Below are 13,967 nucleotides of genomic sequence, written 5' to 3'. Positions count from 1 at the left end.
AGCTGCGGTCATGACCGCACGGGCATCACCGGGTACGGAACAGGTCTTGGACCCGGCAGCGGGGCCGGACGCAGGCTGAGGTCGTTCCAGCACATCCACTCTCCACGAGGTGATCTGTCATGCGTGTGTTCGTCACCGGTGCCACCGGGTTCATCGGCAGCGCGGTGGTCCGCGAACTGCTCGGCGCCGGCCACCAGGTGCTCGGCCTCGCCCGCTCGGACGCGGCCGAGGCGGCCCTGAAGGAGGCGGGAGCGGAGGCGCATCGCGGCGACCTGAACGACGTCGACGGGCTGCGGGCGGCCGCGGGAGCGGTGGACGGGGTGATCCACACGGGGTACAACCACGACTTCTCCGACATGCCCGGCGCCCTCCGTACCGAACTCGACGCGCTGCGAGCCCTCGGCGAGGCGCTCGCCGATTCCGGCCGGCCCCTGGTCGTCACCTCGGTGACCGGCCTCCTCGCCCCCGGGCGCCTCGGCACCGAGGAGGACGCGCCCGACCCCACGGGCCCCGGCGCCCACCGGGCCGAGGCGGAACGCGCCGCCCTGGCCCTGGCCGACCGCGGGGTGCGGGTGTCGGCGATCCGGCTCCCGCAGGTGCACGGAGCGGGCGACCACGCCTTCGTCCCGTTCCTGATCGGCATCGCCCGCGACAAGGGTGTCGCCGCCTACCTGGGGGACGGCACCAACCGCTGGTCGGCCGTGCACCGCCTGGACGCCGCCACCCTCTACCGCAAGGCCCTGGAGACGGCCCCGGCCGGGGCCGTGCTGCACGCGGTCGCCGACGAGGGGGTCCCGCTCCGCGGCATCACCGAGGTCATCGGCCGCCGGCTCGACGTGCCGGTCGTGTCCCTCGCGCGGGAGGAGGCGGCCGGCCACTTCGGCTGGATGGCGGCCTTCGTCGGCAACGACAACCCCACGTCCGGCGCCGCCACCCGCGAGCGGTACGACTGGCGGCCCGCCCAGCCGGGTCTGCTGGCCGACCTCGACCAGGACCACTACTTCGCCTGACGGCCGCAGGAACCCCGGTCGTCGGGGCCCCGGAGGTCAGCGCACCTACGTGTCGGATTCCCGCCAGCATCGGTCACCCCGGTGGCCGATGCTGGAGCCATGCAGAAAGGGATGCACCTCGACCGCGAGCACTGTGTACGGGCCGTGCAGTCGAAGGACGCGCGGTTCGACGGCTGGTTCTTCACGGCCGTCCTGACCACCCGCATCTACTGCCGGCCCAGCTGCCCGGTGGTACCGCCCAAACCCGGGAACATGACGTTCTACCCGAGCGCCGCCGCCTGCCAGCAGGCCGGGTTCCGGGCCTGCAAGCGCTGCCGCCCCGACACCAGCCCCGGCTCCCCGGAGTGGAACCAGCGCGCCGACCTGGTCGCCCGCGCCATGCGGCTGATCGCCGACGGGGTCGTGGACCGCGAGGGCGTCCCCGGCCTCGCCACCCGCCTCGGCTACAGCCCCCGGCAGGTGGAACGTCAGCTGCTCGCCGAACTCGGCGCCGGCCCGCTGGCCCTGGCCCGCGCCCAACGCGCCCAGACCGCCCGGCTGCTGATCGAGACCACCGCGCTGCCGATGGCGGAGGTCGCCTTCGCGGCCGGCTTCTCCTCGATCCGCACCTTCAACGACACCGTCCGCGAGGTCTTCGCGCTCTCGCCGACCGACCTGCGCAACCGCCGCCCCAGGACGGCGCATCGGACGCCGGGCGCCCTCGCCCTCCGGCTGCCCTTCCGCGCCCCCCTCAACCCCGACAACCTCTTCGGCCACCTCGCGGCCACCGCCGTACCCGGCGTCGAGGAGTGGCGGGACGGCGCCTACCGGCGGACCCTGCGGCTGCCGTACGGCCACGGCATCGCCGCCCTCACCCCGAAGCCCGACCACATCGCCTGCCGTCTCACCCTCAGCGACTTGCGGGACCTGCCCGTCGCCATCAGCCGCTGCCGGCGCATGCTCGACCTGGACGCCGACCCGGTCGCCGTCGACGACCAGCTGCGCACGGACCCCTTCCTCGCCCCGCTGGTCGACAAGGCGCCGGGGCGGCGGGTGCCCCGCACGGTCGACGAGGCGGAGTTCGCCGTCCGGGCCGTGCTCGGCCAGCAGGTCTCCACGGCCGCCGCCCGCACCCACGCCGCCCGCCTGGTGACCGCCCACGGCACCCCGGTGGACGACCCCGAGGGCGGCCTCACCCACCTCTTCCCGTCCCCCGAGGCGCTCGCGGACGTGCCGCCCGACTCCCTGGCGATGCCCCGCACCCGCCGCACCACCTTCACCACCCTGGTCGGCCAACTCGCCGACGGCACGCTCCACCTGGGCGTGGAGAGCGACTGGACCGAGGCCCGCGCCAAGCTCCTCGCCCTCCCCGGGTTCGGACCCTGGACCGTCGACGTCATCGCCATGCGCGCCCTCGGCGACCCGGACGCCTTCCTCCCCACCGACCTCGGAATCCGGCGCGCCGCCCAGGAGCTGGGCCTGCCCGGCACCCCGGCCGCCCTCACCGCCCGCGCGGCGGCCTGGCGCCCCTGGCGGGCCTACGCCGTCCAGTACCTGTGGGCGACCGACAGCCACCCCATCAACTTCCTGCCCGTATGAAGGAGTTCAAGGACACCGCCGTGAAGAACCACACCGTGACCGACAGCCCCTACGGCCCCCTCACCCTGGTGGCCGAGGACGGCATCCTCTGCGGCCTCTACATGGAGAACCAGCGCCACCGCCCGCCCGAGGAGACCTTCGGCGCCCGCGACGACGACCTCTTCATCGAGACCCAGGAACAGCTGGCCGCCTATTTCGCGGGTGAGCTCAAGGAGTTCACCGTAGAACTGCGCCTGAACGGAACCCCGTTCCAGCGCGGCGTCTGGGAACAGCTGTGCCTGATCCCCTACGGCGAGACCCGCTCCTACGGCGAACTCGCCGAAGCCCTGGGCAACCCCCAAGCCTCCCGCGCGGTCGGCCTCGCCAACGGCCGCAACCCCGTCGGCATCATCGTCCCCTGCCACCGGGTGATCGGCGCGAGCGGCGGCCTCACCGGCTACGGCGGCGGCCTGCCCCGCAAGCAGCGCCTGCTCGACTTCGAACGGGGAGCAGGCCTCTTCTGACCGGCCTCGACCCGGGCGATCGCGTCCGCCGTCCGCCGTCGCCCTCGCGCCCGGCGCTCCGTGCACACCACGCTGCGGTCGCTGCCGCGCAGTTCGAGCGCCGCCCTGCTGTCACCACCCGTTCGAGCCACGGCAGTCGGAGATGCCGGAGTCGCAACTTCTGACGGTCAGCGGCGATTGACTGAGCACGCGCGCCGCAAATAAATCGATGGGCACCACCGCGCTTGCTAGCATCGGGCAGCTGATCCACCTGGGGCGGCTCTGGAGAAGGTGGCGAACGGTGCGTTCACGAAGAGGCGGACCCCGAATATTCCGGGCGGTCGTGGGTCTTCTGGCAGCGGTTGTGCTGGGCGCGGTCCCGGTGGGGCCGGCGCAGGCCGCGGGAGACGAGGGAGGACTGGAGCTCAGTGCTCTCTCGTTCAGCCCGCTGGCCGTTGACGCCACGGCCGGGGACGCGACCGCGACGCTCAGTTGGACGGTGAAGGACGGCAACGCGAGCGCCGCCACCGTCTCGGGCGACGTCTACGTCCGGCAGATCTCCGCAGCAGGCAGCACCGTGGGGCCCGCCTTCGACATCAGCTACTCGCTGCAGCCGAACGGCTCTGCGATGACCAGCTCCGTGTCCGGGAATGCTCAGTCGTCCACCTACAGCTACGACTTCAACGTGCCGCAGTACGCGGCGCAGGACAGTGCCGACTGGGCAGTCGTCAGAGTCACCGGTTCGGACGACCAGGGGAACACCCTGACAGTCGGCAAAGACCGGCTCTCGGAGTTCGCGAGCATCGTCACGGCCAAGGAGTCGGTCGACTCCACCGGGCCGGGTTATGAAGACGTCTCCCTGCCGCCCGACGCGCCGCGATATCTCTACAACGCGGCGAAGGCCGTCACCGTGGCGTACTACATCGACGTCACCGATCCCGAGTCCGGCGTCTACAAGGGCGTGGTCACCGTCGCCGGACCGGGCGGTCAGACGGCGTCGGGCAAGCTCAAGGTGCTGACAGCCGGCGACGGCAACACCTCCTGTGGTCCCGGCACGGGGGGCTGGGGCAGCAACGAGATCATCTGCAGCGTCTCGGTCACCATCCCGGCCGGCGCCGCGGCCGGTAGGTGGGCCGTCTCACGAATCAGGCTGACCGACAACGCCGGCAACACCTCCGTCCACCGAAGCCTGAACCTCGCACCCGTTCAGATCACGCAGAACGCGACTCTGCGGGCCGACGACTTCGCCATCACCCCGACGACCGTGAACAACTGGTCCGCATCGCAGAAGCTCTCGATCACGATGAAACCGGACGGCGTGAGACAAGGACTCACCTCGGCCACCGTGTGGACGGGCACGGGCTGTGGCGGATCGGTCACCCAGGCGCCCGCGACCAGCGCTGACGGCACGATCACGCTCAACGCCACGATGTTCCAGACATACAGCAAGCAGTGCACCATCACGGGCATCGCGCTCGAGGACGGCGCCGGTGACGTTGCGGCGTACGGTTCATACTTCGGCGGCCCGGACCTGAACCTGGTGGTCACACAGATTCCGGATACCACGCCCCCCGTGGCGACCTCGGCGTCGCTGAGTTTCACGACGATCGCTGCGAGCGCGCTGCCCCGGAATGTCGTGCTGACCGCTGACGTGACCTCCTTCGCGGGAGTCAACGGATTCAGCGTAACCGTCTACGACTCCGCCGGCCGTCCTGTCAGCGGGGGCTACGGCGGCCTTTCCGCGGTCACCGCAGGGACCCTGCAGATAGGGGTCGATCTGCCGCAAGGATTGACGCCCGGCGTCTACACCGTTGGGTTCGAGTTGACCGACGAGGGCGGACTTTACGCTCAGTACGGCTACGCCAACGTGGGTTCCCCGGCCCCCGGCGGGCCGTTGCAGGTCACGGTGACCGACTCCTGAACTCCCAAGCCTCTCGAAGTGCTGATCGGGGACGGCCAGTCGATCATCCTTGCTACCGGGTCGACCATCTGTCGGTTGGCTCGCCGGTCGCACGGGGGCATTGAACTGATGTCGCTCGGCGGCATGCTCATACGGGCCATCGCGCATGCCGGACGGCTTCCTGGCGGAGGGCAACCTTCGTCCGGCGCACGCCGCTAGTGACGGCGGTGGAGGAGGTGTGGGTCCGCCCAGGACGTCGTCGTTCAGCCGAGGTTGCTGGTGGCGGTCTTGTAGTCCGCAGCCTCCTTCGGGGTCAGATAGTGCGACAGCCGGACGAGGACCGCGCCGTGCACGTAGTCGTATTCGGACAGCATGGGCAGCGACTTGGTGACGGACTGGATGTACTTCGCGCGGGCCTGCGCGTCGGCTGGGCTGCCGAACACCTCGATGGCGCCGCCACGGTCGACGTCCCCTTTGTCGGTGCCGCTGACGTCGTCGGCCGAGATCCGCGTGTCATCAAAGGTGATCTTCGACGTGTACTGATTCGGGCGGCCCAGCAGGTGGTTCGGGTCGTTGTCCGAGGTGACCGTCCCGGACAGCTTCGCCGTGTTCGCGAGGGTGGAGATCTTCGCGAACGCGGTCTGCGCGGTGAGGGGCTTGGCCTGTGCTGCTGTGGTCCTGCGAGGGGCGGCGTTGGCGGGTGCGGAGTCGCTGCTGTGCGAGTTGTCACTGGTGCAGCCCGCAAGCCCGGCTGTGATGACGATGGAAGACGCAGCGATGGCGAGGGTCCTTTTCATTCGACGATCATGAACGCTGACCGGATCATGTGTAAGAGATGTGGCTGATCTGTGATGCTGCGTTCGGATGGCACGGGCCGAAGGTAGGCGACGCGGTCGGTGAAGCGAACCAGTGCGCGGCTGATTCCGTCGCCCAGCAAGGAGGTCACACCGGGAGGGGACAGGGCCATGAAGTCTGGGATCCTGCTCCGTCCCCGGGATCCGCCCACCGCCGAGGACATCGAGCCGCGCTGGCTGGAGGTCCTCGCGGCAGCGCGTGGCCGAGGAGTCCGGGTTCGACGGGCGCGTCCTCGGGCGATGCAGGCGCCCCCGCGTGGCCGTCCCCCGATTCGTGGCCTCGCCGGACAGGCTCACTGAGGCGAATCGCTCTCGGTCCCCAACGTGCCCAGCAGCTTCGGCAGCGCAGTCCCGATGGGCTCGCGGATCACCTCGGCGGCGAGTTCGTCGTACGGCGTCGGCTCCGCGTTGACGATGACCAGCCGGGCGCCGTGGTCGGCGGCGACGCCGGCGAGCCCGGCGGCCGGCTGGACCTGCAGGCTGCTGCCGACGGCGACGAAGACCTGGCAGGCTTTGCTGATGGCAAGGGCGTCCCCGAGGACGACCGGGTCGAGCCGTTCGCCGAACATCACGGTCGCCGACTTGAGGATGCCCCCGCACTCCAGGCACGGCGGGTCCTCCTCGCCGGCCTCCACCCGGGCGAGCGCGTCCGCCATCGGCCCCCGCGCACGGCACTTCGTGCACACCACGCTGCGTGCGGAGCCGTGCAGTTCGAGCACCTTGCGGGCGGGCATCCCGGCGAGCTGGTGCAGCCCGTCCACGTTCTGCGTGATCACCCGCACCGGCGTCCCCGACCGCTCCAGCTCCGCGACCGCCCGGTGCGCCGCGTTCGGCTCGGCCATGAGCGTGCGGTTCTGCCGTCGCATCTGCCACGACCGGCGCCGGATCTCCGGGTCGCCCATGTAGTACTCGTACGTCACGAGCTTCTCGGCCTCGGGATCCTTCCGCCACAACCCGTTCGGACCGCGGTAATCAGGGATGCCGGAATCAGTGGAGATCCCTGCTCCGCTGAGGATGGCGACGAGTGGCCTGTTCATGGGCCGAGAGTAGGACGCCCGCCCGCCCGGAGCGAACGGATATCCAAGGCGCCGCACGGCCCTTCGACTGCGCGGCCGGCGGACGCGCTCACCGACGTGAGTGAGGCGTAACGCGCTCGGCGCTCAGGGCGCCTCCGCTGGCTGCGGCGACCGAGGTGGCTCACCGATGCAGAAGGTCTGGCGATGGGGCAAAGTGGACGGAGAGCCGAATAGCCGGGACAGCGCCTCCTCGGGGCGCGCGCTCCACGGTGCACGTGGAAAAACCACTGGTCACCGGGCCGGAATGCGCTCCGGAAGGGCGCCCGCTGTACCAATGCCCATCAGGCCAGTGGCCTGTTCATCGCATGAGGAGCGGGCAAGTGGAATTCAATAAGACAGACACGGCGGTTGTGTTCATTGATCCACAGAACGACGTGCTGAGCGAGGACGGAGCGAACTGGGACGTGGTGGGGGAAAGCGTCACAGAAAACAGGACCGTCGAGAATATGCAGAGAATCTTCGAGATGGCGAAGACGGCCGGACACGAGGTCTTCATCTCGCCGCACTACTTCTACCCGACCGACAGCGGTTGGCGAATGAACGGCCCGCTGGAGACAAACGAACTGGAGACACACACCTTCGCACGGGCGGGGCAACTCGATCTGGCGGGATTCCGGAACTCCGGGGCAGACTGGCTGGAGCGCTTCAAACCCTATATTGAGGACGGCAGGACGGTGGTCGCAAGCCCGCACAAGGTATTCGGGCCGGAAACCAACGACCTGGTACTGCAACTGCGCAAGCGAAGAATTCAAGGAATTATTCTGGGCGGGATGTTGGCGAACATGTGCGTTGAGTCTCATATGCGTCACCTCATCGAGGAGGGATTTGAAGTCGCCGTGGTCAGGGACGCAACAGCTGGACCACGACACCCGGTCTGGGGCGACGGTTATCAGGCGGCCATGATCAACTACCGCTTCTTCGCCCATGCTCTGCTGTCGACGGACGAACTGGTGGACCTGATGCACTGAGGGAGCGCCGCCGATAAAACAGTCAGCGGCCCTTTCCTTTCGAGCTAGAGATCACCGGGCAGTGGCCTTGGCAAAGGCCAGTGACCGAAGCTGATGACGGACCTGACGCCGCATGGCGTCGGCCTCCCCTCTCGGTGTGTGCGCACCCCCCTTCCCGAGCGGATGCGAGTGCCCGCTGCCCGCCACCCCGGAGAGCGTCGACGTCCCCCTCGTCGGCCGGATCGCCGCCGGCGCACGATCCTCGCCGAGCCATGTGTCGATGACGTCCTGTCCCTGCTTCGCCGCCTCGTTGGCGACGGCCGGCTGTTCCCGCTGAAAGCGGACGACGGCCACACCTGGCTGATGCCGCACACCTCGCCGTCCTGCAACCTCTGGATCCGCCAGTGGTTTTTGATGAAGCTTCTGGTGACAGGTTGTCACCCGATCGTGAGGCAGACCCGAGTTCTCGGTCGGGGGATAAGCGATCGAACTCAAGGCTACCTTCGGGCATGCGCGTGCATGCGATCACTACACCACGTACAAGTCGTCCGTCGCCTCGGCGGTCCTACGGTGTAACGGTTGGCGGATGAACGTCAGCGCACCTTCAGACGTAAAGGGCCGTGACCGGACATGATTTCCACCCGCGCTTTCTGGCTTGCCGGCCGTCCGGCCAGCAGTGAGACGACCTTGGCTGTTACCTCCCCCTGGACCGGTCAGCTCATCGGAGAGGTCAGTGTGCCCACCGATGAGCAGGTGGAGGAGGCGGTGGCGGCGGCGTATGCCGTTCGCGATGAGTTCGCGGCTACTCCCGCATATGTTCGTGCCGCCGCACTCGACCACGTGAGCAAGCGTCTTATGGACCGAAGCGAGGAAATCGCGCAACTCATCTCCGCGGAGAACGGAAAGCCGATCAAGTGGGCTCGCGTAGAGGTGGGCCGTGCGGTGTCGGTGTTCCGGTTCGCCGCGGAGGAAGCCCGCCGCTTCAACAGCGGTGAGGCCCAGCGGCTCGACACTGACGCCGGCGGCCAGGGCCGGCTGGCGCTCACCCGCCGCTTCCCGAAGGGCGTTGTGCTGGGGATCACGCCGTTCAACTTCCCGCTGAACCAGTGTGCCCACAAAGTCGCCCCGGCTGTCGCAGCCGGCGCCCCGATCATTCTGAAGCCGGCGCCCAATACTCCGCTCTCGGGTCTGATCATCGGTGACCTCCTTGCCGAGACCGAACTGCCGGCCGGTTCATGGAGCATCCTGCCGGTCGCCAATGACCGGATGCCGGGGCTGGTGGAGGACGAGCGCCTGCCCGTCATCTCGTTCACAGGTTCCGAGAGGGTCGGGTACGCCATCATGGACTCCGTTCCCAGAAAGCACTGCACGTTGGAGCTCGGCGGGAACGGTGCTGCCGTGGTGCTGGCCGACTTCACGAGCGACGAGGATCTTGACCGGGCCGCCGCGCGCATCGCTACGTTCTCCAACTACCAGGGCGGACAGTCCTGCATCTCTGTGCAGCGTGTGATAGCTGACGCCGCGGTGTACGACCGGCTGTTGCCGCGTATCGTCGCGGCCGTCGAATCCCAGGTCACCGGGGACCCTTCGGATGACAGAACTGATGTGGGTCCGCTTGTCAGTGAGGACGCGGCGTGCCGCGTCGAGTCATGGGTCGACGAAGCCGTCGGTTCCGGGGCCACGCTGTATACGGGCGGCAAGCGGGAGGGCGCCTCGTACGCGCCTACGGTCCTCGCGGATGTTCCAGCAGACACGACCCTGGCCTGCGAGGAGGTCTTCGGCCCGGTTCTGACGGTCCTCAAGGTGTCCAGCGAGGCCGAGGCTTTCGCGGCCGTGAACGACTCCAAGTACGGTCTGCAGACAGGGGTGTTCACACGCAGCCTGCAGGCCGCCTTCCGGGCACACCGGGCTCTGGAAGTCGGCGGAGTCGTGATCGGCGACGTGCCTTCCTACCGCGCCGACCAGATGCCCTACGGCGGGGTCAAGCAGTCTGGTGTCGGCCGCGAAGGAGTGAAGTTCGCCATGGCGGACTACACCTATGAGCGTGTGCTGGTCCTCACCGGTCTTGCGTTGTAGTAGGCGCCCACGGCCTTCCACCGGGCAGGCCCACGCCGAGCGGCGGGCCGATGAGAAGCGGGCCGTGAGCGAGATCCGCGCCATCCACGCCGAACACCGTGGGCGTACGGGGCTCCCGCGCGCCCATGCTGAACTGCGTGCGAGGGAACGGAAGATCGGCCGCAAGCGCGTCACCGGCCGACGATGCGGATCAACCACATCGTCGGCCGGCACCTATGCAAGAAGAAGCGGACGAGGATCGAGGACAGGACCGCGCCGGCCCGCGCCGGACCCGGGCATGCGCGACTTCACCGCGGACACGCTGAACACCAGGTGGTGCGGTGACATCACTTACACAGCCGTCGGGTCGCGGCGTCGTTTTCCACACACGGGCGGGGCTGCCCCCGCCCGTTGGGTTCGGTGTGGCAAACCGGCGTGATCGCGACGCGGACAGAGCGACTGTCGCCCTCGCCGCGACAGGCGCAGCGCATCCTCTTGCGGCGATCAGATCTGGTTGAGCCCGCCATCCACGAAAAGCTCGGATCCGGTGACGAAGCTGCTCTCCTTGCTGGCGAGGAACAGTGCGGCGGCAGCGGCCTCGTCCGGCTGCCCCATGCGACCCAGCGGAATCTGGCTGACGAAGGCGTCCCTCATCTGTGCGGCCTGGTCGGCGTCGGCGGCCAAGCCGGTGATGCCCGGGGTGACGATCGGGCCGGGGACCAGGGTGTTCACCCGGATCGAGCGGCCGCTCAGTTCGTTGGCCCAGGTGCGCGAGAAGGAACGGACCGCAGCCTTGGACGCGGCGTACACGCCGAATGCGGCGCCGCCTGAGGTGGCAGCAGTCGATCCGGTCAGGATCACCGAGGCGCCGTCGTTGAGCAGCGGAATGGCCTTCTGCACAGTGAAGAGCATTCCCCGTACGTTGATGTCGAAGGTGGCGTCGAAGTGCTCCTCGGTGACCTGCTCAAGAGCAGCGAACTCACCGCCGCCCGCGTTGGCGAACAGTACGTCGATGGGGCGGCCTCGCTCGGCGACAGCCGCGTAGAGGCGGTCGATGTCCGCGAGAACCGCGACGTCGCCCCTGACAGCGGTGGCTTCGCCGCCGATCTCGGCCAGCGCGGCGTCGAGGGCCTCCTGCCGGCGGCCGGTGATGAACACGTGGGCGCCTTCACGTGCGAATCGCTTGGCGGTGGCCAGTCCGATTCCGCTGTTGCCTCCGGTGATGACTGCCGTCTTCCCGTCAAGCTGTCCCATGATCTTTTACCCCTGTCCGGCGCGAACGCCAGAAGTCGTACACCAAGTGTCAATGCGGTCTTACGGCCCGAACCGGACGGTCCCGAGCCCAGTTATGGACTATACGGTAAAGAACCTGGTTGTGGACCGCGCGGACAAAAACGTGACCGTGTGCACGCTGTCGAGGCGCGACAGGGCGGCCGGCGCGGGCCTGTCTGTGCTGCGTGCCCGACAATCTGGACCGATAGGTCAAGAAGAAGGTAGGATCCAGGCATGGGGCGACCGCGGAATTTCGATGACAACCAGGTGCTGGAGTCTGCGCGCGAGCAGTTCTGGAATCAGGGGTACGCGGCTACGTCACTGCAGAACCTGACGGACGCCACCGGCCTGGGCAAGGGAAGTCTGTACGGCGCCTTCGGCGACAAGCGGCAGCTGTTCCTGCACGTCCTGGACGGCTACCGCGAGGAACAGCTGAACGGCGTCCGGGCGGTCCTCACCGGGCCCGGGACGCCCTTCGAACGCCTGACCCTGCTCATTGAGGGGGTGGCCAAAGGGTTCACGGAGGACCCGCGGCGCCGCGGCTGTCTCCTGGTCAACAGCACGTCCGAGCTGCACAGCAACGATCCGGATGTGGTCTCCCGGGCCCGGACCACCTATCAGGCGGTCGAAGATCTTCTGATCGCCTGCGTGAAGGAAGCCCAGGACGACGGCACGGTTGAGCCGGGCGCGGACGCCCAGGAGCTCGGGCGCCTGCTCCTCGCCGTCATGCAGGGCATCGAGTTTCTCGCCAAGACCGACATGGACGGCTCGGCTCTGCTGCAGATAGGCCAGGCCGCCCTCAAGCAGCTCTCCCGCCACTGAACATCCTGCGGGTCGGCATCGTCCACAGGTGACCCGCCGACAGGCAACGATCAGGGCCGGCCCGCCTGGGACCGGCGCGCGAGCGTCCAGCGGACCTGCCCTTCGAACGTTCCCGCGAGTGGCCCGGCCGCCCCGCCCCGGCACAGTTTGCGGCCCACCTCTTTCGTCATGCCCTTGAGCGGGGCCTCTTCGGCACCTTGTGAGCGGCTCCCTTTCGCATGCCGACGGCGCGGTGAGCGCTCACGCAGTGCACTGATCCACTGACTTCGCACCGCATGTGAAGGAAGCCTTCGTTCTTGACTGAATGGTCCATAAGTTCTACCTTCGAAGTGCGACTCGTGGATTCGCTCCTGCAAGGGGACTTCGGGTCGGCGGTAGACAGGTACAGACTGTTCCGCTGCATGGCAGGGAAACCGCCGGGCGGGACTGCGCGAGGTCTCGCGTGCCGCTCCGCAAACGACTGCACACGCCAACGAAAAGTGATCACCATGGCCACCCCTCCCCAGCCGCCCTTCACCTACAGCCTCCACAATGTGACGATCTCCGTCAGTGACCTCGACGCGTCGATCCAGTGGTGGAACCGGGTGTTCGGCCTCACCCTGCTGGCGAAGTCCCGCTTCGACGCCATCGGAGCGGACGTTGCCTTCCTGGAGGGTCCCGGTTTTCGGCTGGAGCTCCTTCAGCCCGCAGACGGTGTGCGGATCCCTGAACTGACGGCAGAGCCCCCCGCCCACATCCGCCCGATCGGCAACAAGGCCCTGGTCTTCCGTGTCGAGGACCTCGACAGCGTGACCCGCACCTTCCGTGATCTCGGGGTGACGACCGTCTGGGAGCAGATGGACCTCGGCGACGGCAGTATCTCGACCGCGATCCGTGACAACGACGGAAATCTCATCAACGTCTTCCAGCAGGGCGCGAGCCCGGTCGGCTGACACGGCGAACCGGTCAACCTGGCCGCCGAGCCAGATTCAGCCGCTCCGGACGCAGGCGATGAGCCGGCCCTCTCGTGCGGCCGATTCGCAGCGCCGGCTCCCCGCAGTTCCAGCGGCAGTGCTGCCGTTCACCGGCGTGCGAGCCGTCGCCAACTCCGCGCCGTCGCTAACTCCGCGCGAACTCAAGCAGGTCCCTGTTGAAGATCTCGGCGTACTTGGGCACCATCGCAAGGCCATGAGGCGCGCCCTCGTAGACCTTGTACTGCGCGCCCTTGACGATCTTGGATGATTTGGCGCCCGCGGAGACGATGGGCACGATCTGGTCGTCGTCGCCATGCACGATCAGTGTCGGCACGTCGACCTTCTTCAAATCCTCGGTCGTGTCCGTCTCGGAGAACGCCTTGATGCAGTCGTAGGCGCCCTTGATGCCGACTGTCATGCTCCAGAGCCAGAACTCGTCACGCGTTCCCTGGGAGACGGTCGAGCCCTCACGGTTGGCACCGTAGAACGGGGCACTGAGGTCCTTGTAGTACTGCGAGCGGTCCGTGAGCACACCCTGGCGGATCTCGTCGAACACCTCGATCGGCAGGCCCTCGGGGTTGGCTTCCGTCTTCAGCATCAGCGGCGGGATCGCGCCGAGCAGGACCAGCTTGGCGACCCGTGCCGTGCCGTGCCGGCCGATGTAGCGGGTGACTTCGCCGCCGCCGGTGGAGTGCCCGACCAGAATGACGTCGTGCAGGTCTTCGGCTTCGATGACCGCGGCCAGGTCGTCGGCGTACGTGTCGAGGTTGTTGCCGTCCCAGGGCTGACCGGAGCGGCCGCCACCGCGCCGGTCGTGAGCGATGGCGCGGAATCCGTTGTCCACCATGAGCTTCATCTGGGGGTCCCAGGCGTCGGCGGTGAGCGGCCAGCCGTGGGAGAAGACCACGGGCTGGCCCGAGCCCCAGTCCTTGTAGAAGATCTGCGTGCCGTCCTCGGCGGTGGCGAAGGGCATGGATGCGCTCCTCTCGATGTCCGCTCGCGGGCCCCTGACGTCACG

The 13,967-nt window shown here is 68.2% G+C and carries 12 protein-coding genes and 1 pseudogene; 9 read left to right on the top strand and 4 right to left on the bottom strand.

The window, feature by feature from the left end; genetic code table 11:
- Positions 1-119: 119 nt before the first annotated feature.
- From ACZ63F_RS35035 to ACZ63F_RS35020, 4 genes are all read left to right on the top strand, one after another.
- Complete coding sequence (locus ACZ63F_RS35035) at positions 120-1,010, top strand: SDR family oxidoreductase (protein ID WP_469717371.1); 891 nt, start codon at positions 120-122, stop codon at positions 1,008-1,010.
- Between the two features lie 111 nt (positions 1,011-1,121).
- Positions 1,122-2,588: an AlkA N-terminal domain-containing protein gene (locus tag ACZ63F_RS35030; protein WP_469717458.1), complete on the top strand. Its 1,467-nt coding sequence runs from the start codon at positions 1,122-1,124 to the stop codon at positions 2,586-2,588.
- 20 nt (positions 2,589-2,608) lie between these two features.
- Positions 2,609-3,091 (top strand): methylated-DNA--[protein]-cysteine S-methyltransferase, encoded by a 483-nt coding sequence (locus ACZ63F_RS35025; RefSeq protein ID WP_469717455.1) that lies wholly within the window; start codon positions 2,609-2,611, stop codon positions 3,089-3,091.
- 208 nt (positions 3,092-3,299) lie between these two features.
- Positions 3,300-4,991, top strand: coding sequence for a hypothetical protein (locus tag ACZ63F_RS35020; RefSeq protein ID WP_469717370.1), 1,692 nt, complete (start codon positions 3,300-3,302; stop codon positions 4,989-4,991).
- A 242-nt stretch (positions 4,992-5,233) separates the two neighbouring features.
- On the opposite strand, the gene ACZ63F_RS35015 is transcribed toward ACZ63F_RS35020, so the two are convergent.
- Entirely contained in the window at positions 5,234-5,767 is a 534-nt protein-coding gene (locus tag ACZ63F_RS35015) for a hypothetical protein (protein WP_469717369.1), read from the bottom strand.
- A 350-nt stretch (positions 5,768-6,117) separates the two neighbouring features.
- The gene (locus ACZ63F_RS35010) at positions 6,118-6,861 is read right to left on the bottom strand and encodes an SIR2 family NAD-dependent protein deacylase (protein WP_469717367.1); all 744 of its coding nucleotides are present in this window, start codon (positions 6,859-6,861) and stop codon (positions 6,118-6,120) included.
- A gap of 359 nt (positions 6,862-7,220) precedes the next feature.
- On the opposite strand from ACZ63F_RS35010, the gene ACZ63F_RS35005 reads away from it, so the two are divergent.
- The 3 genes and pseudogenes from ACZ63F_RS35005 to ACZ63F_RS34995 form a co-directional block, all read left to right on the top strand.
- Entirely contained in the window at positions 7,221-7,868 is a 648-nt protein-coding gene (locus tag ACZ63F_RS35005; RefSeq protein ID WP_469717365.1) for an isochorismatase family protein, read from the top strand.
- 609 nt (positions 7,869-8,477) lie between these two features.
- On the top strand, positions 8,478-9,923 hold the full coding sequence (locus ACZ63F_RS35000) for an aldehyde dehydrogenase family protein (RefSeq protein ID WP_469717363.1): 1,446 nt from the start codon (positions 8,478-8,480) through the stop codon (positions 9,921-9,923).
- A 19-nt stretch (positions 9,924-9,942) separates the two neighbouring features.
- A pseudogene (locus tag ACZ63F_RS34995) lies at positions 9,943-10,272 on the top strand (IS3 family transposase); the annotation flags it as partial.
- Between the two features lie 134 nt (positions 10,273-10,406).
- Here the strand turns inward: ACZ63F_RS34995 and ACZ63F_RS34990 are convergent.
- A complete protein-coding gene (locus tag ACZ63F_RS34990; RefSeq protein WP_469717361.1) occupies positions 10,407-11,156 on the bottom strand; it encodes a glucose 1-dehydrogenase in 750 nt (249 codons plus the stop codon).
- Positions 11,157-11,408: 252 nt separating this feature from the next.
- On the opposite strand from ACZ63F_RS34990, the gene ACZ63F_RS34985 reads away from it, so the two are divergent.
- Positions 11,409-11,996 (top strand): TetR/AcrR family transcriptional regulator, encoded by a 588-nt coding sequence (locus ACZ63F_RS34985; RefSeq protein ID WP_469717359.1) that lies wholly within the window; start codon positions 11,409-11,411, stop codon positions 11,994-11,996.
- Positions 11,997-12,484: 488 nt separating this feature from the next.
- Positions 12,485-12,928 (top strand): VOC family protein, encoded by a 444-nt coding sequence (locus ACZ63F_RS34980; RefSeq protein ID WP_469717357.1) that lies wholly within the window; start codon positions 12,485-12,487, stop codon positions 12,926-12,928.
- Between the two features lie 166 nt (positions 12,929-13,094).
- Here the strand turns inward: ACZ63F_RS34980 and ACZ63F_RS34975 are convergent, their stop codons facing one another.
- Entirely contained in the window at positions 13,095-13,922 is an 828-nt protein-coding gene (locus tag ACZ63F_RS34975; protein WP_031026516.1) for an alpha/beta fold hydrolase, read from the bottom strand.
- Positions 13,923-13,967 lie beyond the last annotated feature (45 nt).

The sequence above is a fragment of the Streptomyces sp. NPDC104761 genome (assembly GCF_055583445.1).
This window is presented reverse-complemented; position numbering and strand designations above follow the sequence as displayed.

What these genes read in the sequence shown, in the direction of transcription:
- ACZ63F_RS35035 (WP_469717371.1), top strand. Translation starts at nt 120, where the DNA reads ATGCGTGTGTTCGTCACCGGTGCCACCGGGTTCATCGGCAGCGCGGTG.
- ACZ63F_RS35030 (WP_469717458.1), top strand. Translation starts at nt 1,122, where the DNA reads ATGCACCTCGACCGCGAGCACTGTGTACGGGCCGTGCAGTCGAAGGAC.
- ACZ63F_RS35020 (WP_469717370.1), top strand. Translation starts at nt 3,300, where the DNA reads ATGGGCACCACCGCGCTTGCTAGCATCGGGCAGCTGATCCACCTGGGG.
- ACZ63F_RS35015 (WP_469717369.1), bottom strand. Translation starts at nt 5,767, where the DNA reads ATGAAAAGGACCCTCGCCATCGCTGCGTCTTCCATCGTCATCACAGCC.
- ACZ63F_RS35010 (WP_469717367.1), bottom strand. Translation starts at nt 6,861, where the DNA reads ATGAACAGGCCACTCGTCGCCATCCTCAGCGGAGCAGGGATCTCCACT.
- ACZ63F_RS35000 (WP_469717363.1), top strand. Translation starts at nt 8,478, where the DNA reads ATGATTTCCACCCGCGCTTTCTGGCTTGCCGGCCGTCCGGCCAGCAGT.
- ACZ63F_RS34990 (WP_469717361.1), bottom strand. Translation starts at nt 11,156, where the DNA reads ATGGGACAGCTTGACGGGAAGACGGCAGTCATCACCGGAGGCAACAGC.
- ACZ63F_RS34985 (WP_469717359.1), top strand. Translation starts at nt 11,409, where the DNA reads ATGGGGCGACCGCGGAATTTCGATGACAACCAGGTGCTGGAGTCTGCG.
- ACZ63F_RS34980 (WP_469717357.1), top strand. Translation starts at nt 12,485, where the DNA reads ATGGCCACCCCTCCCCAGCCGCCCTTCACCTACAGCCTCCACAATGTG.
- ACZ63F_RS34975 (WP_031026516.1), bottom strand. Translation starts at nt 13,922, where the DNA reads ATGCCCTTCGCCACCGCCGAGGACGGCACGCAGATCTTCTACAAGGAC.